19 protein-coding genes are annotated in these 22,601 nt (G+C 47.0%); 2 read left to right on the top strand and 17 right to left on the bottom strand.

What is annotated here, in order from left to right; all coding sequences use genetic code 11:
• Positions 1-7: 7 nt before the first annotated feature.
• The 10 genes from F4V51_RS09515 to F4V51_RS09470 form a co-directional block, all read right to left on the bottom strand.
• Positions 8-763: a manganese efflux pump gene (locus tag F4V51_RS09515; RefSeq protein WP_153977785.1), complete on the bottom strand. Its 756-nt coding sequence runs from the start codon at positions 761-763 to the stop codon at positions 8-10.
• 372 nt (positions 764-1,135) lie between these two features.
• Entirely contained in the window at positions 1,136-1,966 is an 831-nt protein-coding gene (gene mutM / locus F4V51_RS09510; RefSeq protein WP_095288112.1) for a DNA-formamidopyrimidine glycosylase, read from the bottom strand.
• A gap of 113 nt (positions 1,967-2,079) precedes the next feature.
• A complete protein-coding gene (gene polA, locus F4V51_RS09505; protein WP_153977784.1) occupies positions 2,080-4,734 on the bottom strand; it encodes a DNA polymerase I in 2,655 nt (884 codons plus the stop codon).
• A gap of 222 nt (positions 4,735-4,956) precedes the next feature.
• Positions 4,957-5,616 (bottom strand): phosphate signaling complex protein PhoU, encoded by a 660-nt coding sequence (gene phoU / locus F4V51_RS09500; protein ID WP_095288114.1) that lies wholly within the window; start codon positions 5,614-5,616, stop codon positions 4,957-4,959.
• Positions 5,617-5,680: 64 nt separating this feature from the next.
• Positions 5,681-6,436 carry a phosphate ABC transporter ATP-binding protein PstB gene (gene pstB / locus F4V51_RS09495; RefSeq protein ID WP_095288115.1) on the bottom strand — a complete coding sequence of 252 codons (756 nt, stop codon included), beginning with the start codon at positions 6,434-6,436 and terminating at the stop codon, positions 5,681-5,683.
• Between the two features lie 232 nt (positions 6,437-6,668).
• A complete protein-coding gene (locus F4V51_RS09490) occupies positions 6,669-7,844 on the bottom strand; it encodes a methyl-accepting chemotaxis protein (RefSeq protein ID WP_153977783.1) in 1,176 nt (391 codons plus the stop codon).
• A 149-nt stretch (positions 7,845-7,993) separates the two neighbouring features.
• Complete coding sequence (locus F4V51_RS09485; RefSeq protein WP_153977782.1) at positions 7,994-8,725, bottom strand: response regulator transcription factor; 732 nt, start codon at positions 8,723-8,725, stop codon at positions 7,994-7,996.
• Positions 8,726-8,842: 117 nt separating this feature from the next.
• Entirely contained in the window at positions 8,843-10,672 is a 1,830-nt protein-coding gene (gene pnpS, locus F4V51_RS09480) for a two-component system histidine kinase PnpS (RefSeq protein ID WP_153977781.1), read from the bottom strand.
• Between the two features lie 28 nt (positions 10,673-10,700).
• Complete coding sequence (locus tag F4V51_RS09475) at positions 10,701-11,048, bottom strand: cupin domain-containing protein (protein WP_153977780.1); 348 nt, start codon at positions 11,046-11,048, stop codon at positions 10,701-10,703.
• Positions 11,049-11,336: 288 nt separating this feature from the next.
• Positions 11,337-12,206, bottom strand: a complete 870-nt coding sequence (locus F4V51_RS09470; protein ID WP_201281191.1) for an SDR family oxidoreductase — start codon at positions 12,204-12,206, stop codon at positions 11,337-11,339.
• Positions 12,207-12,568: 362 nt separating this feature from the next.
• On the opposite strand from F4V51_RS09470, the gene F4V51_RS09465 reads away from it, so the two are divergent.
• Positions 12,569-14,128 carry a histidine kinase N-terminal 7TM domain-containing diguanylate cyclase gene (locus tag F4V51_RS09465; RefSeq protein ID WP_153977779.1) on the top strand — a complete coding sequence of 520 codons (1,560 nt, stop codon included), beginning with the start codon at positions 12,569-12,571 and terminating at the stop codon, positions 14,126-14,128.
• Between the two features lie 156 nt (positions 14,129-14,284).
• On the opposite strand, the gene F4V51_RS09460 is transcribed toward F4V51_RS09465, so the two are convergent.
• The 4 genes from F4V51_RS09460 to citZ all read right to left on the bottom strand — a co-directional run bounded on the left by F4V51_RS09460 (position 14,285) and on the right by citZ (position 18,358).
• The gene (locus tag F4V51_RS09460; RefSeq protein WP_153977778.1) at positions 14,285-14,710 is read right to left on the bottom strand and encodes a hypothetical protein; all 426 of its coding nucleotides are present in this window, start codon (positions 14,708-14,710) and stop codon (positions 14,285-14,287) included.
• Between the two features lie 135 nt (positions 14,711-14,845).
• Positions 14,846-15,787 (bottom strand): malate dehydrogenase, encoded by a 942-nt coding sequence (gene mdh, locus F4V51_RS09455; protein WP_153977777.1) that lies wholly within the window; start codon positions 15,785-15,787, stop codon positions 14,846-14,848.
• Positions 15,788-15,802: 15 nt separating this feature from the next.
• Positions 15,803-17,095, bottom strand: a complete 1,293-nt coding sequence (gene icd / locus F4V51_RS09450; protein ID WP_153977776.1) for an NADP-dependent isocitrate dehydrogenase — start codon at positions 17,093-17,095, stop codon at positions 15,803-15,805.
• A 150-nt stretch (positions 17,096-17,245) separates the two neighbouring features.
• Positions 17,246-18,358: a citrate synthase gene (gene citZ, locus F4V51_RS09445; RefSeq protein ID WP_153977775.1), complete on the bottom strand. Its 1,113-nt coding sequence runs from the start codon at positions 18,356-18,358 to the stop codon at positions 17,246-17,248.
• A gap of 468 nt (positions 18,359-18,826) precedes the next feature.
• Between citZ and ytvI the strand changes: the two genes are divergently transcribed.
• Entirely contained in the window at positions 18,827-19,945 is a 1,119-nt protein-coding gene (gene ytvI, locus F4V51_RS09440; RefSeq protein ID WP_127536527.1) for a sporulation integral membrane protein YtvI, read from the top strand.
• 88 nt (positions 19,946-20,033) lie between these two features.
• Here the strand turns inward: ytvI and F4V51_RS09435 are convergent, their stop codons facing one another.
• The 3 genes from F4V51_RS09435 to pyk form a co-directional block, all read right to left on the bottom strand.
• Entirely contained in the window at positions 20,034-20,435 is a 402-nt protein-coding gene (locus F4V51_RS09435) for an FxsA family protein (protein ID WP_153977774.1), read from the bottom strand.
• Positions 20,436-20,942: an acyl-CoA thioesterase gene (locus F4V51_RS09430; RefSeq protein WP_153977773.1), complete on the bottom strand. Its 507-nt coding sequence runs from the start codon at positions 20,940-20,942 to the stop codon at positions 20,436-20,438.
• 135 nt (positions 20,943-21,077) lie between these two features.
• A complete protein-coding gene (gene pyk / locus F4V51_RS09425; protein WP_095288128.1) occupies positions 21,078-22,505 on the bottom strand; it encodes a pyruvate kinase in 1,428 nt (475 codons plus the stop codon).
• Positions 22,506-22,601: the final 96 nt, after the last annotated feature.

Raw genomic sequence — 22,601 nt, 5'->3', positions numbered from 1 at the left:
TTTCACCTCATAACAGCTTCATTATTCCCATTATCATCAGTAACAACGCAGGAAGTACGGACAGTCTTCTCATCCAGCGCAGTGCTGAAAAGCGTAATCCGACTTTCATGCCTATTAACAGAAATGCGCCACTGAACAGCGCGATGACAAGTGCAGTCCACAATGTGGGGAAACCGAGCAAAGCAGCTCCGAGCCCTGCACCGAAGGCATCCAGTGACAGCGCGATTCCAAGCCACATCGCCTCCTGGGTGGATATGCTTCCCGAATTGTCCATATCCGCTTTGGAAGGACTGCGTAATATTTGAATGACAACACCTAATTTCCGCAGTTCCAGTGTAAATACCATGCGTTCCAGCGATCCGCCGGATGCAGATGGTTCAAGATCAAGTGCCAGCACTTGATTTCTGCCTTTGACCGGCGCTGCATCGATTACTTGCTCTTCATCTCCGACTACTTCCGTTCCCTCTTCCGATTCGAGGCGATCCTTCCCCTGCTTACGGATTAACTGTATTAATGACCACGCACCGATGGCAATCAGAATAACCGCACCAACGAACGAAGCCATATCAGGAGATACCACATGGGATAACAAAACTCCCACCTGCATGGACAACGCAATGACCAACCCCGAACAAATGGAGATGACAGCAATGGATAACAGCGGGATCTTCGTCCTGCGCAGCCCGTATGTAATCCCGACACCAAAACCATCTAAACTAAGCGCCAAAGCAAGCGCCAGCAATGAAATAAAATGATGCAGCACCCCGGATTCCTCCCCTGTGCGGGAACTCGTTTCCACCTACCGTTACAGATAGGTATTCGCCCGCTTATTTCTGCCATATCAGTATATGGAGGGAGTAATCCATGGGTGCTACGTTTTAATCATTTCGTTCTTTCGGCACAAATTCAAGCTTGCAGATTACATTAACTACTACGATAACAGAATATACTTCCGATCACTGTTATCCCCAGATTTTTTATATTTCGTTCCCCCAAGGGGAAATCCGGTGATAGCCTATGCTTTCGATGTAGCTTTCTTGCAGAAAGCTTGTAGGTGAACGCTTCGCTTCTCCAGTTTTTTTCTGCCCTCTCCGTAGACGTGTAAACGACAATTTCAATTGGTATCATCTTTGGGTTACTTTAGTGGTTGGCACTTCGGACAGTAATGCGTCCCGCGACCGCCAACAACGCTTTTCTCAATCAATGTACCACACGTTGTACAAGGCTCGGATTTGCGACCATAGATTTTCAGTTGATGCTGAAACATGCCCATCTCACCTTGTCCATTAACATACGATTTGATGGAGGATCCGCCCGCATTCACGGCATCCTGCAGCGTAGCTACAATAGCCTCGTGCAGCACCGTCAATTGGGCTTCAGTCAGCGTCTTGGCAATGGTTTCGGGGTGAATGCCTGCCCGAAAAAGGGCTTCGTCCACATAAATATTCCCGATGCCAACGACATATGCCTGATTTAACAATACAGCCTTGATTTTGGTTGTCCGTTTACCAACCGCCTCACGAAATGCGGCCACGGTAAATGCCGGATCCAGTGGCTCAAGGCCGAGCTTCAACAAAGGTTTGGATACGAGCTCTTCGCCCGCTGCAAACAAATGCATGGTTCCAAACTGACGTACGTCCTTGTATCTTAATTCCGTACCATCTGTGAAGTGAAAGATAACATGGGTATGCTTCTCTACTTCTTCGTGCTGCTCGTATACGCCGTATCGACCTTCCATCCGCAGATGAGAGACCAGTACCAGCCCGTCCAACAAAATCCGTAAAAACTTCCCTCTGCGCTCCACTCCGATGATGGTGTGTCCTGCGAGTTCCAGTGCAAATGCATCTATATCGTCCGGCCGCTGAATGATACGCGGCAAGTTAACGGTTACGCGTTCAATGGTCTTACCTACAACAAGCTGATTCAATGTTCTTCTGACTGTTTCGACTTCCGGTAATTCCGGCATGATGTTCTCACCTCCCCTATATTATAACGGAAGTTGAGCTTCAGCGGGACCCCTTCTTATGTCGAATCCTTGTGAGGAAATGTTTGTAAATAAACCGAAATATAAACCGTTTGTTATTTGGCTTCGTACCAGTTTTCCCCGAAACTGACTTCTGCCTTGAGTGGTACCGAGAGCTCCAAAGCTTTTTCCATAACGGAAGGCACCAATTCCTTCATTAGCTCCAGCTCATCCGCAGGTACTTCAAATACAAGTTCGTCATGTACCTGAAGCAGCATGCGGCTCTTCAATTGGCGTTCACGCAGCGCTTCATCCATCTGCACCATGGCAAGCTTGATAATGTCTGCGGCTGTCCCCTGGATCGGGGTATTCATCGCTGTACGCTCAGCGAAGGAACGCAGATTAAAATTGCTTGCATTGATCTCAGGCAGGTAGCGGCGGCGTTCCAGCAGCGTTTTGACAAAGCCATCCTGGCGTGCTTCCTTCACAATGTCGTCCATATATCGACGAACGCCCTGGAACACTTCAAAGTATTGATCGATAAACTGGGCTGCCTCTTTACGGGTAATGTTCAGATTCTGGGATAACCCGTAGTCGCTAATACCATACACGATTCCGAAGTTAACAGCCTTGGCTGAACGACGCATGTCGCTGTCCACCTCTTCGGCCTTCACTCCGAATACGTCAGAAGCTGTTTTGGTATGAATATCCATATCATGAACAAAAGCTTCCTTGAGCCGTTCGTCATCCGAAATATGGGCAAGTACACGCAATTCAATCTGGGAATAGTCGGCAGCCAAAATGGACCAGCCTGGCTCGGAAGGAACAAACACCTTCCGGATTTTGCGTCCTTCTTCCAGACGGATCGGAATGTTCTGCAAGTTCGGGAACTGACTGCTGAGACGCCCTGTCGCAGCGATCGTCTGCCGGTAATACGTATGGACCTTGCCGTCCCGATCCGAAATTTCCTTGAGGAGACCCTCTACATAGGTGGACTGCAGCTTCGCAAGCTGACGATATTGAAGGATCAGCTGTACGACGTCATGATATGGAGCCAGCTTTTCCAGAACTTCTGCATCAGTGGAATAACCTGTTTTGGTTTTCTTCACCACAGGAAGGCCGAGCTTATCGAATAAAATCTCACCGAGCTGTTTGGGGGAATTCAGGTTGAATTCCGTACCGGAAAGTCGGTAAATCTCCGCCATCAGCCTGCTGATCTGTTCCTCGAACTCACGGCCCAAGGCCTGCAGGTCTGCCGTATTGGCTTTGATTCCTTGTTTCTCCATGTCTGCCAGAATACGTGATAACGGCATCTCCAAATCGTGAAAGAGCGCGTTCATCTCATCATTCTCAAGTGCCTGCTCCTGAAGAGGAATAATGGCAGCCACGGCAGCTGCCTTACGGCACAGGAAATCGCCAAGGATTTCTACATCAGGCACCTTGTATCTTGCACCTTTGCCCATAACCGTGTCGTCTTCAGCAAGGGAAGGCAAGCCATACTTCGAAGTCAAGCCGCTAATGGTTTGATTGGATTCCGTCGGGTCAAGCAAGTAGGCAGCAAGCTGCACATCGAAGGATGCTCCGGCGAATTCAAGGCCATGCGCGTGCAGAGCCAGATCGACGCGGTGCAAATCATAACCACGTTTGGGCTTGTCCGAATTACCAAGCCATTCTCGCACCGGAGCCGCAGCTTCAGCGTTTAATACTTCCGGTGACAGGAAGATATACGTCTCACCAGATCCAATCGCTACCCCAATCAATCTCGCTTGATGCGGATTATCACCATGGGTCTCCACGTGGAGTACATCTATGGATTCTAGGGAGGCAAAGAGATCACCAATCGTTTCTTCTGTAGCGATCGTGGATTCCACTTCGGCAGCCGGTACCGCTTCAGCTGCAGAGCCTACACTCCCACTGAATGACAAGCGTTCAAGCAAGGATTTGAATTCCAGCTTGGCCAGTGCAGGACCAGCCTGTTCTTCTTTTAATCCAGCAAATTGCATATCCTCCCAAGTCTGTTCCAGCGGAACTTCCCGGTGAATCGTCGCCAGTTGTTTGCTCATCCGAGCATCTTCGGCGTGGGCTTCAATCTTTTCTTTCATCTTGCCTTTCAGTTCACTTGTCCCGTTCAACACATCTTCTACCGATCCGAACTGATGCAGCAGCTTCAACGCTGTTTTCTCTCCGACTCCGGGAATACCCGGAATATTATCCGACGCATCGCCCATCAGACCTTTGAGATCAATGATTTGGAGTGGCGTTAGACCATACCGTTCCTTAATTTGAGCAGGGTCATACAGTTCGATTTCCGTTACCCCTTTGCGCGTGAGACCGATATGTACATGTTCGGAGGCAAGCTGCAGCATATCCTTGTCACCCGATACAACCAGTACCTGTCTTCCAGCCTCGTCTGCGCGTTTGGTTAACGTTCCGATGATATCGTCCGCTTCAAACCCGGCCAGCTCAAACTGGGCAATACCCAGTCCTTGCAGCAATTCTTTGAGTAATGGAAACTGTTCCGACAGCTCGGGTGGTGTTTTTTCGCGGCCACCCTTATACTCCTGATATCCTTCGTGACGGAAAGTGACCTTACCGGCATCAAATGCCACCATAACATGGGTTGGCTTATGCTCTTCCAGCAATCGGAGCAGCATGGTGGTGAAGCCATACACCGCATTGGTATGCAGCCCTTTCGAATTCGTCAGAGGAGGCATTGCAAAAAATGCCCGGTAAATAATGCTATTTCCATCTATGAGAATAAACTTTTCCATTCCAGCACCTCACGTATCGTATGGTCAAACCCTCAAGTACATCTACTCTCATGATAACATACACACCTGTTACAACAAAAAAGATTGGGCATCTTTTTACACATTCCATCCAGCAAAAAAAGAACTCTCTCCACAGACAGCCTGTCGTGTGCAGGCCGCCGGGAGAAAGTCCCTTGTTTTTGCAGCAAATCGTCCCCAATTCCAATGATTTGCCGTTAATGATTATTGGTTCAGATCCGGACGTTTACCTGTTACCAGATAAACCGTGCTCTCCCCAATGTTGGTTGCATGATCACCTATGCGTTCAATATACCGTCCTACCAACATGAGCAGCATGGCTTGAGAAGCCTGAGTTGGATGAGAGGTCATGAAACTGTATAGATCGCCAATCATATGACTGTACAGCTGGTCAACCTGATCATCCGTTTGTGCCATTTTGTAAGCCAGATCCGTATTTTCCTTCAGGAATGACTCGATGGATTCATCAATCATCTCTTTGACGATTTCCGCCATACGCGGGATATCCACCAATGGCTTAATCAGCTCCTGTCCTTCCATACGAAGCGTAACTTTGGCAACGTCCAAGGCGAGATCGCCCATACGCTCGAGATCACTTGAGATTTTGAACGCCACAATAATACGGCGCAGATCCTTCGCGACTGGCTGCTGGGTAATAATCAGCTTGGAGCCCAGTTCCATGATTTTGTCTTCCAGCGCATTCAGATTCGCATCATTCTTGATGATGACCTGAGCTTTCTCAGCATCCAATGTCCGTAAACTCTCGATGGCACCATCCAATGCCGTCCCTACATGCTCACCCATTTGCCGAAGCAAAATGCGAAGCTCTTCAAGCTCCTGATCAAATTCTTTTCTGCGAATCATAGGTTTCCATGTCCCCCTTGTCCATCATCTCCGGATACGCCGGGTTCGTTCGAATTTAGCTTGCTTAACCGAACCGTCCGGATATATAATCCTCGGTTCGGGAATCCTGGGGCGTGGAGAACAGCGTTTCTGTATCAGCGGCCTCCACAACCTCACCATTCAGGAAAAACACAGTCTTACCCGATACGCGGGCAGCCTGATGCATGTTATGGGTTACCATGACGATGGTGTACTTGTTGTGCAGTTCCTTGACCAGTTCCTCGATCTTTAATGTCGAGATGGGGTCCAGGGCCGAAGTGGCTTCATCCATCAGCAGTACATCAGGTTGTACCGCGAGGGCGCGTGCAATACAGAGACGCTGCTGCTGACCGCCCGACAGACTAAGCGCCGATTTCTTGAGTACATCCTTGACTTCATCCCACAATGCAGCGTGTACAAGACTTTGCTCAACCAGCTGATCCAGCTCCGCCTTCTGGGTAACACCGTGCAAACGTGGGCCATATGCGACATTATCATAGATTGATTTTGGAAAAGGATTGGGCTGCTGAAACACCATGCCTACTCGTTTGCGCAGCGTTTCAACTTCGATTTCATTACTGTAGATATCCGATCCATCGAGCAGAACTTGTCCCTCGACACGTACTCCCGGAATCATGTCATTCATCCGGTTTAACGTACGGAGCAGTGTGGATTTACCACAACCTGACGGTCCGATGAATGCCGTTACAGTTCGTTCCGGCAGGTCCATTGATATATTTTTAAGCGCATGATGCGTATCATAGTACAAATTAAGTCCTTCAATGTGAATGAGTTCCTTCATGGATGTTCACTTCTCCTTCGCTGGAGGGACAAAACCAAGCTCCCTTTACGTTGAGGCCGAGGCCTGATCAATAACTTTCAGTTTCTCGGTCATCCTTAATATCCTACCTTCTCAATGTAAAAAGAGTATCACTTTCGTGTTAACGGAATGTAAAAAAAGACATCCTTCACAAGCCATGACCTTCCCATTACGATCATAGATGGTAAATGATGTCTATCTCTGATTACAATCCTCATCCGGAAATCATAGACTCCAGTTTTTTTCGAATATAATCCGCCACTTCTCCAGTCTGCTTGCCTTCCTCTGCAATGTTGGCAGCAATATGAAGCATACCTTCCACGGCAGAGTTTAAACGATTGAAAGCGGCACTTCCCTCGGTAACATGTACGGAGCTGTCGTCAATTTCAGCAGCACTGGCGCGAACCAGTTCAACGGTTTGTCTGGTTAATTCACCGATCCCTTCGAGCAAGGAGGACATAGCTCCCGCAACCTCACGTGTTTGTTTGGCTAAGGCCCGAATCTCACCGGCTACCACTTGAAAGCCTCGCCCATACTCGCCAGCGTGAGCTGCCTCAATGGAAGCATTCATCGCAAGCAATGCACTCTGATCGGCCAGAGATCGAATGGAATGTGCCATGCCCGCTCCGGTTTCGATGGAGATCAACATATCATTCGCATGCTGGCGCTGCCCTCCCATGTGCTGATGTACACGGTTATAAGAAGCCTCAACCTGCATAAGACTGCTTGCGCCCTGTTCAGACAATTGAATAATTTGTTTCGCATCTTCTCCTGTCTTTCCGGCGGATTGAACCAGCTTCGTGATCGACTCATGAATCCGGGATATCTCTTTCTGGCTCTCGGTAATGGTGTGAACGCGCTCTTCTCCAGCCTCGTGCTGCATCCTTCTTGAAAGGGACATGAGATCCCGCATGGTTAATACGCCAAGCACCCTGTTCTCCTCCGTTACAATGATGCAATCATAGAAATGCTCCTCACTTCGTGACAAAGCTACATCAATCACTTCTGGCGCATCAGCTCGTACATCCACGACTACCGGAGATGAATCAGCAACATGTGATATGGACTTGCGATAAAACAAGTCCGCGGCGAAACGTCCATTCAGTATTCGATACAAGGTTTCCCGCATCAATAACCCCAGCGGGCGATTCTCATCATCACCCAATATTACACATGGATATTTCTGTTCCTGACTCAGTATGCTGGCAGCCTCTCCACAGGTGGTATGCACCCCCACCATGGGAACCTGACGGCAGTATTCTCGGATGGACACCTGATTGTTAAGGGTTAATTCTGTAAGATCATCCTGAGTTAAACGAATCGAATCATGCTCATGCTTATATGTAACTTCTACGGATAGATCAGGCTTCTCTTCGAGCAACGTGGGCATAAATGCGCAATCTCCTTTACGTATGAGCTCCGTCCTGAGATGGGTTATGTAGGTCCTAAGAATCACTCGGACAAGTTCATGCTACTCCCTCTATGTAAAGGAAAATAAAGGTTTATGTAAATTGAACGTAAAATAAAACTCCCCGATCATTACGAACTTGAATGATGGGGAGTTTTTCTTTTTACAACCAGTTTATAACCTACACCACGAATGGAATCAATGTGTACGGATTCCGGGTCCAGCTCCAGCTTTTTACGTAACGAACTGACATGGACGTCTACGGTACGCTGGCCTCCAATATAATCGAAGCCCCAGACCGCATTCATCAGGTCATCGCGTGTAAGTACAACGCCTGGCTTCTTGGCCAAATAGAGCAAAACCTCGAATTCCTTGGGACGCAGACTTATCGATTGTCCACCCAGCGTCACTTCATACTTCAGTGGATAGATCTCAAGTTCGCCCAGTACAATTCGTGAACCGTCCTTGTCCTCTGGCTGCGGCAGGTCATCACCACTGGAATATCTCCTTAATACGGCATCCACTCTGGCAAGCAGTTCCGAAACGCCAAAGGGCTTCGTAATATAGTCGTCAGCTCCGGATTTCAGACCCTGTACCACCTCGGCTTCACCGTTCTTCGCCGTATGGATGATAACGGGTGTAGTTACACCTTGAACTCTTAATTTGTTCAGAATATCGAGACCGTTCATTCCTGGCAGCATCAGGTCCAACAGGATCAAATCAAAGTCCTGGGAAACTGCTCGGTCATATCCTGAAGATCCATGATCCTCGGCGGTAACGTCATAACCTTCCTGTGTCAGGTTGTACGTAAGTAATCTCGATAATGTAGGTTCATCTTCAATAACTAGCAAACGCTGTGCCATGATACCCCTTCTCTCCTTATAGGTTGTCTGTTGCCACAACACTTTTTATATCATAGCACTTATTTGTTAACGCTGTGTAAAGCAATTTATTCGATTTTACAATTCACTTCTTCAGGCCTAGATTTCTTCATCCTGTATCAGGGGAAGGATGACCTTGAACGTTGTACCCATGCCAAGTTCACTCTCAACCGATAACTTGCCATGGTGCAGCTCAACCAGATGCTTCACAATGGATAACCCAAGCCCCGTACCACCAGAGTTGCGAGATCTTCCTTTGTCTACCCTGTAGAAACGTTCAAAAATTCTCGGCAGGTCCTTTTTCGGAATACCAATTCCCGTGTCCGATACGGCAAATACCACCTGTTCCTCGGCTTCACCATGCTCGACCGTCACTTGTAATTTGACACGCCCACCCTCAGGGGTGTAGTTAATCCCGTTCGAGAGCAGGTTAATGAAGATCTGTTTCATTTTATCCTCGTCGGCTTCGATATACAGCTCCTCAGGCACAAACATTTGCAGTCGAATCTGCTTCTTCTCTGCCACTTTGGATAGTGTACCCAGAACCATCTCGAAGAACGAATGCACATGTACAGGAGAACATTGCAGCGGTGCCCGCTTGGATTCGATCTTGGATAACTCCAGAATATCCCCGATTAATCGGTTTAATCGATCGCCTTCATCATAGATGATCTGCAAAAATGATCGTTCCGTCTCTTTGTCCTGCACTCCCCCGCTGAGCAGCGTCTCAGCAAACCCTTTGACCGCGGCCACAGGGGTCTTCAATTCATGGGAAACATTCGCAACGAACTCACTACGCATCGATTCCAGTCTGCGTATCGCCGTAACATCCTGCAAAAGGAACAGCATCCCGCGGTATCCGCCATCATCTTCAGTCATCGGAACACCATCAATACGAATCAGACGTTCCTCGGGGTTAAAGATACTTACCTCCTCATGCATCCGGTCCTGAACAGCTACACTTTCTTCAATCGTCCGCGTTAATTCATAATGTTTCTTCAATTCAATATAGGGTTTACCTGTCACGCGTTCGGATTCAATACCCAGCATACGCTCTGCTTCCCGGTTTACCAGTGCAATCGACTGGGATGCATCAATCATGACAATGCCGCCTGCCATATTAGCCAGGACACTCTGAAGTAGTGCCTCATTATCACGAATTGTCTTAAGCTGTGTCTGAAGACTGTCAGCCATTCCGTTAATCGCCAGCCCAAGCTGTCCAATTTCGTCTCTGCGTGTTACCTTTACCCGTGCATCATACTCCAGTTTGGTAATCCGATGAGCTACCTTTGTTATGTGTTCGATCGGTGAGGTTAATCCCCGAGCAACCCGGTAACTAACCAGAGCCACAATCAGGAACAATAGTCCCAAGGCTACAAACATGATTAACCAGCCGCGCTGTAACCCCTGGTCCACAGCAGCCAAACTCATTGATAATCGGATGTAACCATCGAATTCTCCGCCTGGCACTTCGACCATATCACTTTGATCCGAGTTCACGGGCAGAGCGACATATAACATATCTTCTCCCAGCGTCTCACTGAAACGGATGGACTGGCCATAACCATCGCCGACTGCACCCTTGATTTCTTCCCGGTCCAGGTGATTATCCATTGTCGCAGGATCACTCTCTGAATCTCCAATGACCGTTCCATCCCGATTAATAAACGTTACCCTGGAATCGGTGAGCTTCTCCAGCTCGCCTGCCCGATCCGAATAGTACTTTCTGGTTTCTGCAGAAGTTGGATCGGTCGCATCGTGGAAAGGAAACGTTGCTTTCAGCAAATTGATTTCACGCACCATCGTTTGCTCCAGTGCCGTGGTGTGTGTTGTTTTAAATACTCTGCCCATCGTATATCCAGCCACAATGACGGATACACCAATCAATATCATCATGATGATGGAAAGGCGAACTCGAAACGGTCTCATTAATCTCTTCCTTTTTAGTTAATCTCAATTATAGGTTAGTTAACTCTATCCGATCGCCATGTGTACCTGGTAGTGAAACAACCAGAAACTCTACTTCATTTGCACTTGTATTTTGCATCTGATGAGGCACACCTGGAGGAATCTCCAATCCTTCATGTGGCTCAAGTATATACTCCACGCCATCTAACTCCATACACCCCACTCCGCTCAGAATAAAAAAGAATTGGCGGCTTACGTTATGGTAATGACGTATTTCATCTGTTCCTGCAGGCATGCACTCATGAATAATGCTTAAACCCTCGTTCTGCACGAGATGCCATCCATCACATTGTGCACCCCATATGTAATGTGCTGCGTTTTGTTTGCTAATCTTCATGTTGTATCCTCCCGATAGCTATGTTCCGTCTATCATATCACAGTTGCCTTTGGGACAGATTCGTTTCTAATTGAAACCAGAACCGACATGAAGTACGTTTACTGTACGAAGTCCAAGAGAACATGTATCAAGAATATCATGTAACTATCATTTCTGATCCTGACTTTTGTAAACATCGCACAGAAATTTGGGATCATTGTCAAAACAAAAAAGACGTACCGCCAGCAGCAGCTGAACGATACGTCTTAGATATGTTATTGAAAATACTAACTCGAACTGAGCTTCAAATTATCCGTTAACGACTTCGCCACCGTTGATGTGAATGACTTGTCCACTCACATAGGATGAATCATCCGAAGCGAGATAGACATATGCAGGAGCCAGCTCATCCGGTTGACCAGGACGTTTCATCGGCTGCGTAGCGCCGAACTCGCTCACCTTTTTCTCATCAAATGTCGATGGAATCAGAGGTGTCCAGATTGGGCCTGGAGCTACCGCATTTACACGAATGCCTTTCTCAATAACATTCATGGACAAGGAACGTGTGAAGGACGTGATCGCTCCTTTGGTGGACGAATAATCGAGCAGAGTCGGGCTACCTCGATAGGCTGTGATCGACGTCGTGTTGATAATTGTGCTGCCTTGCTTCAGATGTGGCAGGGCAGCCTGCGTGATATAAAACATCCCGAAGATGTTGGTGCGGAACGTCCGCTCCAGCTGTTCAGGCGTAATATCCTCCAGATTCTGCTGTGGGTGCTGCTCGGCCGCATTGTTAACCACAATATCCAGCTTGCCCAGCTGCTCCACCGTCTGTTGAACAGATTTCTTGGCAAATGAATCATCACCAATGTCTCCGGCAATCAGGATACACTTGCGTCCTTCCTGCTCCACTTGACGTTTGGTTTCTTCTGCATCCTGGTGCTCGCTCAGGTATACGATGGCTACATCCGCGCCCTCTTTGGCATACGTAATGGCAACGGCACGTCCGATTCCACTGTCACCTCCGGTAATAAGGGCAACTTTGTCCAATAATTTGTCAGCCGCCTTATACTGCGGTTTTTCGAACTCCGGCTTAGGGTGCATCTCCGATTCAATTCCGGGACGCTGGTCCTGATGTTGTGCTGGCATCGTTTTTTGCGTTTGTGTATTGGTTGACATTTCACATTCTCCTCTCAAAATGAATGGCTGTAAACTTCTCATTCTGTAGGATGGCATGAACAGTACAGATTATTCCTGCTGCAGCTGACATCATCCAAAACTCACTTCTGCTGTCTCGATACTTACTTACCCTCTCTTTTGGAGGTCAAACAGAAAATAGGATGAATAATAGATTGCACCAAATTTCGATTATTTTTCGAAAATGACCTGTTTCATGACGCAAATTGTATTCCTATGCCGCTTGGGCTGAGGTACAATGTACAGTATACAAATGTGATTTTAATACCTTATACCCGGTATATATCCTGCGTTCGATCAAGCATCTCAAATAACAGATTCTCAATCTGACATGGAGCCAAATAATGGAATCGCACATTAACGCTTATATATCCCTTGTCACCACTTCAGCCGTCCTGAATGTTTTTTTGTGTGTATACACCTATTTTAGGAGAGCAGAAATTTCAAGAGCCAACGTATTTATGCTCTATACGGCTGCCTTATCCGTTTATACCTTTGGTTATGCCATTGAACTCGCCAGCAATACACTGGAACAAATGAAATTCTGGACGGTAGTGGAGTACATGGGCATGCCTTTCTCCGCCTCCCTCGGCTTGATCCTGATGATCCAGTACACAGGCAAGTCACTATCGAAAAAAGCAACGGCAGCGCTGTTCGTCATTCCGACGATTACGCTCTTCATGGTTGCAACCAATGACTACCACCATTTATTCTACAAAAAGGTATGGCTTCGAACAGATAGTTCTGTTCCCTTAATGGATATTGCTGCTGGCCAATGGTATGTTGTTCACGGAGCATTTACCTTTTCCTGTCTGTTATGTGCATGTCTGATCCTGATTGCGCAATGGAAACACACCAAGAAAATGTATCGACTTCAGTTGCTTACATTGATTACTTCCCAACTAATACCGATGACGGGTGCCTTTCTTTATTTAATGGGACTGACGCCAGGAGGAATGGATCCTGTACCGGTACTCATGTGTGTCACTTCATCCATGTACATCTGGGCAATCCTGTCTTCTCGTCTATTGACGATCGTCCCTATCGCCAAAGACAGTATCTTTGAGAGCATGCGCGAAGGTGTTATTGTTCTGGATAGTTCGAATCGTCTGGTCGATTACAACAAGGCGCTGCGCGAGATGCTGCCTGAACTGGAGACAAGCATGGTTGGACAGCCGTTGAATGATATCTGGCTTTCACTGGCAGGCGAGACTTTTCCCGTGGAATACGGAAGGGAAGGCCTGCAGACAGATCTCTATTGGCAGTTACGTGGGCAGACAGTCTGTTATCAGGTCAGAACATCATATGTGTATAACAAAAACGGAGTGACCGTTGGAAGCCTGATCATGCTGATTGATATTACGGAGCAGCGGTTTCTGCAAGAGCAGTTGAAGCAGCTCGCTTATTTCGACGGTTTGACCAAAATATACAATCGAACGCAGTTCCTGCACAAAGGCCGTGAAATTTTGAACGAGGCACAGCTTAGCCATCAGCCAGCCTCTTTTATTCTATTTGATATCGATCATTTCAAACGGATCAACGACACTTATGGACACGAAGTTGGGGATCAGGCCCTTGTTCATGTCGTCTCGGTTTGTAATCGTTATTTGAACTCTGAGATGGTGTTCGCCAGGTATGGCGGAGAGGAATTTGTCATTGCCCTACCGAATGCTACTCTTCAGGATGGAAAGCAGCTCGCCGAGCAGCTACGTGTCGCTTTGCTGAATGACCCTCTTCATGTGGAAGGAAGTCTTGTGCCTATTACTTCAAGCTTTGGGGTTGCCCAGTATAGCCGTGAAACGGATTCACTTGAATCCTTGCTTCGGGATGCCGATAGTGCATTATACGAGTCCAAACGAAATGGACGCAACGCTGTATTTACTCATTCAGTCAGCCTTGCCTAATCCAATATGTTAAACAAATAAAAATAGACAGCCCCATGGGTTGTCTATTTTTGATACTTACATCCCCTGCCTGCTTGTCTACCCGCATGTAAATGCAAGCGTTTTAGATTCTGGTTAACAAGCTGTATCGAAAACAATAGTCTTGCAGATCACTCGTTAGATGATCGTGCGATCAACCATAAGATAAACCATAATGAGCAAGAGGACAGCCAGTATTGTACTGAACATACGAATCTTGCCCTGCTCCGGGCTTACATCACGGTTGCTTTTCACACCTTCTGCTGCGAGACGCAGTGGTTTACCCATAATACCGCCAATGGCAGCAATGGCAAGCAATAAAACAACAACGACACCCATCCACAGGTGAGAATACTCACCCTTCGTCATCAGATATCCCCCTGTGAGAAGCTGGATAACCAACCCATACTGGGCGATGCGGTTCAAGGAACGAACCGATGTAAATGCACCTTCCTGTGCCGCAGTATTCAGCGTGCGGATCTTACCAACAACGAACGGCAAGATCAGATAGAACCCCATGGATAGCGCTCCGACGATATGGAGCAAATACATAATCATTGTCAAAATTTCCATCCTCCTCAACATTTTCAGTGTGCTATACATCACATCTCATTATACTGGGGAACTTATCCAAAGAAAAGAAAACCTCCGGGTTTTCCGGAGGTTTTCTCACTATTCATGTTCAAGAAGTTTTCAAACTTATATGGTCACGACTGAAATGACGTTTCGAACAGAATCCGCAGATTTGTCGAGTCCCGCCTTTTCTTCAGGTGTGAGCTCGAGTTCAAATATCTTCTCAATCCCGTTACCACCCAGAATGGTTGGCACACCGAGGAACAAGTCGTTATAACCATACTCGCCTTCCAAGTAAGCAATCACTGGGATGATCCGTTTTTTGTCCTTCAAAATGGCTTCGGTCATCTGAACCAGTGAAGCAGCCGGGGCATAATAGGCACTTCCGTTACCCAGCAGATTGACAATTTCGCCGCCGCCAACACGTGTGCGTTGTACGATGGATTCAATGCGATCTGCCGGAATCAATGTATCGATTGGAATACCACCAACGCTTGAATAACGAACAAGCGGTACCATGTCGTCTCCGTGGCCACCAAGAACGAAACCACGAACATCCTCAACGGATACATTTAGCTCCTGCGCAATGAATGTGCAATAACGCGCTGTATCCAGGACACCGGATTGGCCGATAACTCGGTTTTTAGGAAATCCTAGTGTTTTATATGCAGCATAAGTCATCGCATCTACCGGGTTACTCAGAATAATGACGATGGAATCAGGGCAATATTTTTTCACATTTTCACACACGGACTTCACGATTCCAGCGTTGGTATTGACCAGATCATCACGGCTCATTCCCGGCTTGCGGGCAATACCTGCAGTGATAATTACAATGTCTGAACCTGACGCATCTTCGTAGTTTGAAGTTCCGACGATATTGCTGTCAAAGCCTTGAACAGGGCTCGCCTCCAGCATATCGAGTGCTTTACCTTTAGTCGGGTTTTCCAACTGAGGAATATCAACCAGCACAACATCTCCAAGCTCTTTTTGTGCAAGCATTAGAGCGGTTGTTGCTCCGGTAAATCCGGCACCGACTACTGTGATTTTCTTGCGCTGAATAGTCATGCCTCTCAACTCCCCTTACAGGTTTTTAATGATTTGATCAGCGAATTCAGAGCATTTAACTTCAGTAGCACCATCCATCAGACGTGCGAAGTCATACGTTACGGTTTTGTTGTTGATGGAAGTTTCCATACCTTTGTAGATCAGGTTTGCTGCTTCTTGCCATCCCAGGTGCTCAAGCAACATAACACCGGACAAGATAACGGAACCAGGGTTCACGACGTCTTTGTCCGCATATTTAGGTGCAGTACCGTGTGTAGCTTCGAAGATCGCATGGCCTGTTACATAGTTGATGTTCGCTCCTGGAGCGATACCGATACCACCAACTTGTGCAGCAAGTGCGTCGGACAGGTAGTCACCGTTCAGGTTCAATGTAGCAATAACATCAAATTCGCCTGGACGAGTCAATACTTGTTGCAGAGCAATGTCGGCAATCGCATCTTTAACGATGATTTTACCCGCATCTTCAGCTGCTTTTTGAGCTGCATTGGCTGCGTCTGTACCGTCTTTTTCCTTGATGATGTCGTATTGTGCCCAAGTGAACACTTTATCGCCGAACTCTTCCTCAGCGACTTCATAACCCCAGTTTTTGAAGGCACCTTCAGTAAATTTCATGATGTTACCTTTGTGTACCAATGTCACGCTCTTACGGTTGTGATCGATAGCGTATTGAACGGCTGCACGTACCAGACGTTTGGAACCTTCGGAGGATACTGGCTTGATACCGATACCTGAAGTTTCAGGGAAACGGATTTTGTTAACGCCCATTTCCTGTTGCAGGAACTGAATCACTTTTTTCACTTCATCGGAACCTTCAGCATACTCGATACCTGCGTAGATATCTTCTGTATTTTCACGGAAAATGACCATGTCTACCAGTTCAGGACGTTTAACCGGGGAAGGCACTCCGTCGAAATAGCGTACAGGACGCAGGCAAGTGTACAGGTCAAGCTCTTGACGCAATGCTACGTTCAGGGAGCGAATTCCGCCACCGATTGGCGTCGTCAGAGGTCCTTTGATAGCTACGATATACTCACGAATGGCTTCGAGCGTATCATTCGGCAACCACTCACCGTATGTATTGAATGCTTTCTCACCAGCAAACACTTCATACCATGCAATTTTTTTGCTGCCATCATATGCTTTTTCAACAGCTGCATCCAATACACGCTTGGAAGCTTTCCAGATGTCGCGGCCTGTACCGTCACCTTCGATAAAAGGAATGATCGGGTTATTAGGCACTTGCAGTGTTCCGTTATCAATCTGAATTTTTTCCCCTTCAGTTGGATGAGCGAATTTTTCTAATTTCATAATCATAATTCCTCCTTGAGTGTTGGTATAATTCCGGTATCATGATACCGCTTGTCTTATCGAAGGAAGGGTCTTGATGACTGACCAGGCTTGCTGGCGGTTTTCGGGACCCTTCACCCCATCCAGTTTATTATACTGGTTTTCCGTCTATTAGCGAAGCTCAACTGAAATGTAACGCTGATCCGTTGGACCTGTATATTCTGCACGCGGACGAATAATGCGGTTATCCGCAAGCTGCTCCAGAATATGAGCTGTCCATCCGGATACCCGGCTGATGGCAAAGATCGGCGTGAACAGTTCCTGTTCGATACCCAGCTGGGTATACACGGAAGCGGAATAGAAATCCACGTTCGGCTTTAGCCCTTTTTGTCCGGTAACCAGTTCTTCAATCTTCACAGACATCTCATAAAGACGGGTGTCATTGTTCATGCTGCCCAGCTCTTTGGACATCTTCTGCAGATGTTTGGCACGTGGATCACCATTTTTGTATACACGGTGTCCGAAGCCCATGATTTTCTCACGATTGTTCAGCTTCTCCTGGATCGCTGCTTCCAGACGATCCGGCGTGCCGATCTCATTCAGCATTTTCATGACGGCTTCGTTCGCACCACCATGCAGGGGTCCCTTCAGTGCGCCAATAGCGGAAGTTACGCCTGAATAAATGTCGGAGAGCGTAGCTACGGTTACCCGTGCTGCAAACGTCGAAGCATTCAGTTCATGATCCGCGTGCAGAACCAGAGCCTGATCCAGCGCTTTAACTGCCGTATCGGAAGGTTCTTCACCGGTCATCATGTACAGGAAATTCTCAGCGATGGAAGCGCCTTCTTTAGGAGCCACAGGCTCTTTTCCCTGACGGATGCGGGCGATGGCTGCCACGATGGTTGGCAATTGAGCTTGCAACTTGACCGCTTTATTTTCATTAGCTTCAGCTGTCATCTCGTCAGCCTGCTCATCATACAGTCCCAGAGCGGATACTGCAGAACGCAGTGCTGCCATGGTACTCATGTTTTTCGGATACAATCGGATTTGTGCAATCAACTCGCTCGGAATCGGCGCGTAATCGCTCAGGCTTTTACGAAGGGATTTCAATTCATCCGTATTGGGCAATTTGCCGAACCACAGCAAATAAGCAACTTCTTCAAAGCTTGCATGTTCAGCCAAATCGTCAATATTGTAGCCACGGTATGTAAGTACACCGTCTACAATGGAACTGATCGAAGAGGTTGTTGCAACGATGCCTTCCAGACCTTTGGTAGCTGTCATATTACATCTCTCCTTTAATAAACGAAATCAAGAAACCACAAAGCATGATGAAGCTCTTAGAAAAGCATAATAATTGGTGTTGAAAACATTTACAATTCATAAAATAGTAAAACCGTCAAAATTCGGGTTTCTTATCTGTCAATCGGTATTTCCTTATAACATCATACTGGATTTTGTCGGTTATGTGAACATCACCAAAGGCCATTCGCACATCAAACTTCTTTATCACGCCTATAAATCATTTTTGAAAGCCTTTACAAAAACAAGGTTGACATTTTATCCTATTTATATAATTCTGTGCGCCTGCACGATGAATATTGCTATATATCCGTGTGTTCTGGCATACTCTAGGCAAAAGAAATAAAAGCTCCTTAGCAGGCCAATCAAACGTTTCAAAACGCTGCAATTGCTCTATATTAACTAGATAGCTTCTATGCTGATCGAAATTGTTAGAAGGAGACGTGACGTTTGGACAGAATTATTATGAAACGCCTGCTGCGCGGCTTGTGGGTCATTATTGCGACCGTTCTGATCGCCTTTGCCATATACTTGCTGTTCCCGCTTCTATACCCCTTTGTCATCGCATGGATTATCGCTTATGCGATGAATCCGCTGGTGAAGCTGCTTCAGGACAAAGCCCGCTTTCCACGCTGGTTAGCTGTGACCCTTTCATTGATTGTCTATTTCGGGGCAATCGTTGTGATCCTTTCCGCAGCAGTAACCCGGATGGTAAAAGAAGTGATATCACTTACCACGAGTTTTGACCTGCATGTGGACGAGATCAAGGAAACCTTTGTCCGCTGGACCCAAAACGATACGATCCAAAACCTGATCGGACAGATTAATGAATTTTATAAGGAAAATCCTAACTACCAGGAAACGATCAACAGCAATATCAGCAAAACAACCGAAACGGTAGGTACGGCTGTCAGCGATCTGGTTACCGGATTTTTCAATATGATTTTGGGTCTGCTGACCTCGCTTCCCAACATGGGAGCGGTATTAATTGTCGTTCTGCTCTCCACGTTCTTTATTAGCAAAAGCTGGACCCGCCACGGCATTACCGTCTCGGGATGGGTGCCTTCTTCAATCCGCAAACCGATTACGGACATATGGAACGACTTAAAGAAAGCATTGTTCGGCTATGCTCGTGCTCAGTTAATCATGATTTCCATAACTGCGGTATTTGTCATGATTGGATTGCTCATCTTACAGGTGAAGTCTGCTTTCACCATAGCTCTGCTAATCGGTCTGGTTGATCTTCTGCCTTATCTTGGCGTTGGACTGGTCATGGTTCCGTGGGCAGCATACCTGTTTATGAACGGAGACCTCTATCTGGGGATTGGTATTTCGGTCGTTTATCTCATCGTACTGATTGCGAGACAGATCATTGAACCAAAGGTGCTGGCAAGCAGTGTAGGTCTGGATCCACTTGCGACACTGGTGGGCATGTTTGTAGGATTGAAGCTCTTTGGCGTACTCGGCCTGATCATCGGTCCAGTCAGCTTGGTCATCCTCGATGCCTTCAATCGTGCGAATGTGCTGCGCGACCTGAGAACGTACATCATCAATGGCCGGGTACGATAGCTTTTGTACATTTTTTAATACATCAAAAAGGCTCCTCCTGCAGGAAAGATCTGCGCGAAGGAGCCTTTAATAATGAATCAACACCATATTAGCGACGGCGGTAGAATGTGATGCTGCCGTTTTTCATTTTTTTCTCAAGCCAACCTAGGAAAAATAAGCGGTACACAGCACGTGTTAACGGAAATACAAGGGTAAATCCGATGATATCCGTAACAAACCCCGGAATCAACAGCAAGAAACCACCCACAAAAATAAAAAGTCCGTCTACCATTTTCCGTCCAGGCACTTTACCGCGTTCCATCTCGGTTTTGGCATCGACGAGTACTTTTCGCCCTTCAAACTGCAGCATCGCTATACCAATCAAGGACGTGAGAATCATGAGAAGCAAGGTCTTCCCGGCTCCGATCCAGTCACTCATCAGAATGAATCCAAACAGTTCAATAACCGGAACGAATAATAATATAGCCCACATCCATTTTCGCATTACCAATTACTCCTTTCCTGAGAGCCACACTTTCTCCAGTGCGCTGTAGAGCTCAGGGGCGGCTTTATCCAGTCTTACCGGCTTCCAATCTCCATTCACCCACACATGCTGGGTAGAGCCTGTTACCAGTCGTTCTCCCGGAAGCGATTCATCAGAAGCCCATACCTGCTCTCCAATGCCGAATTGTACAGTAAGGTCTTCGGTCATGCGTCTAACGTCGTACTCATAATTTAATCGCAGACCACTAAATGCAACAATTCGGGTGAATACCATAACCTCATCATCATACTTTGCAGGCTTATGATACTTCACATCCAGTCCAGTTACGGGAAGCAGTAGCCCCTGTTCCTCCATTTTACGATATGTATACCCCATTTGGCGAATCATCTCGGTTCGACCGATTTCAAACCAATTCAAATAGTTGGCGTGATAGACCACACCCATCTGATCACTCTCTTGATAGCGCACACGCAGACGTGCCGCATACCAGTTTCCATGGTGCTGTTCTTGCATGTTACCCGCCTCCTTGGGTCTACCCTTTATACGTATTTATTCCGTGAAAAGTCTCATAAAGATGGAAAAAAGCAACGGGACAAATGCCCCATTGCTTCATTCCTGTTTTGATCCATCTAAAACTTAATCGTTCAATTAAGCGTTATTTGGAATTTGGCTAACTTTGATCAGGTTGGTAGAACCGGAGCGACCCAGAGGTACACCCGCAGTGATGACAACCAGATCACCTTCTTTGACGATTCCGGATTTCAAACCGCCTTCGATTGCATTCTCGAACAAGGAATCCGTTGAGTCACAACGTCTGCCTTTCACCGGTGTTACACCCCAAGCCAGTGCAAGACGACGGGAAGTTCTATCTTCCGTAGTCACAGCAATGATTGGAGCTTCAGGACGGTATTTGGAAACCATACGAGCCGTATGGCCAGACTCAGTCGAAGTGATGATCGCTTTTGCGTTCAGATCTTGAGCGGACAGCGCAACGGATTGGCTGATTGCCTCTGTAACGGTTGTTTGTTGTGCAACACGTTGTTTCAGATACAGCTCTTGATAAGGCAGAGCGGACTCTGCTTTTTCAGCGATACGGGACATTGTCAGAACGGATTCAACCGGGTATTTACCCGCAGCTGTCTCACCAGACAACATGATTGCATCTGTTCCGTCGAAGATCGCATTCGCAACGTCACTTGCTTCCGCACGAGTTGGACGTGGGTTGCGCTGCATGGAATCCAGCATTTGTGTAGCTGTAATAACCGGTTTGCCTGCAACATTACATTTTTCGATCATGCGTTTTTGTACCAATGGTACTTCTTCCGCAGGAATTTCCACACCAAGGTCACCACGAGCTACCATCAAGCCATCAGACACTTCAAGGATCTCATCCAGGTTGTCTACGCCTTGTTGGTTCTCAATTTTGGAGATGATTTGGATATGTCCAGCATTGTGTTTCTCAAGCAGTTCACGAATCTCAAGCACGTCACTTGCTTTACGAACAAAAGAAGCCGCGATGAAATCGATACCTTGCTCGATACCAAATACGATATCGTTCGCATCTTTTTCAGTGATACCCGGCAGAGAAATGGCAACGCCTGGAACGTTAACACCTTTTTTGCTTTTGATCGTTCCGCCGTTCACGATACGGCATTTGATCTCGGTGCCTTGCACTTCCACCACAGTCAGTCCGATCAGACCGTCGTCGATCAGAATTGTAGATCCTGGCTCAACATCATTTGGAAGATCTGCATACGTAATGGAAAGACGTTCTTTGGTTCCCAGAATTTCTTCTGTTGTCAAAGTGATGTACTCGTCCTGAACCAGTTCAATCGGTTCAACTTCGAGTTTACCTGTCCGAATTTCCGGTCCTTTGGTGTCCAGCAGGATTGCTACGGTTTTGTTCAACTCTTCGCATGCTTGGCGAATCGCTTTGATCCGTCCGCCGTGCTCATCGAAATCACCGTGGGAGAAGTTCAGACGGGCCACGTTCATACCGGCCATAATCAGTTTTTTGGTGTTCTCCAGTGATTCACTGGATGGACCGATTGTACATACAATTTTCGTTTTGCGCATTTTAGGTTTCCTCCGATTTTAAAAGGTCTCTCTGTATATGTCTTTTTTCTTTTTCCAACTATTAAATTTACTATACTTTCGTTCTTTTGTATAGGA

The organism is Paenibacillus xylanilyticus, from assembly GCF_009664365.1.
In the GTDB taxonomy this organism is placed as follows: domain Bacteria; phylum Bacillota; class Bacilli; order Paenibacillales; family Paenibacillaceae; genus Paenibacillus; species Paenibacillus xylanilyticus_A.
Note: the sequence above shows the minus strand (reverse complement) of the source record. Positions and strands in the feature narration are given on the sequence as shown.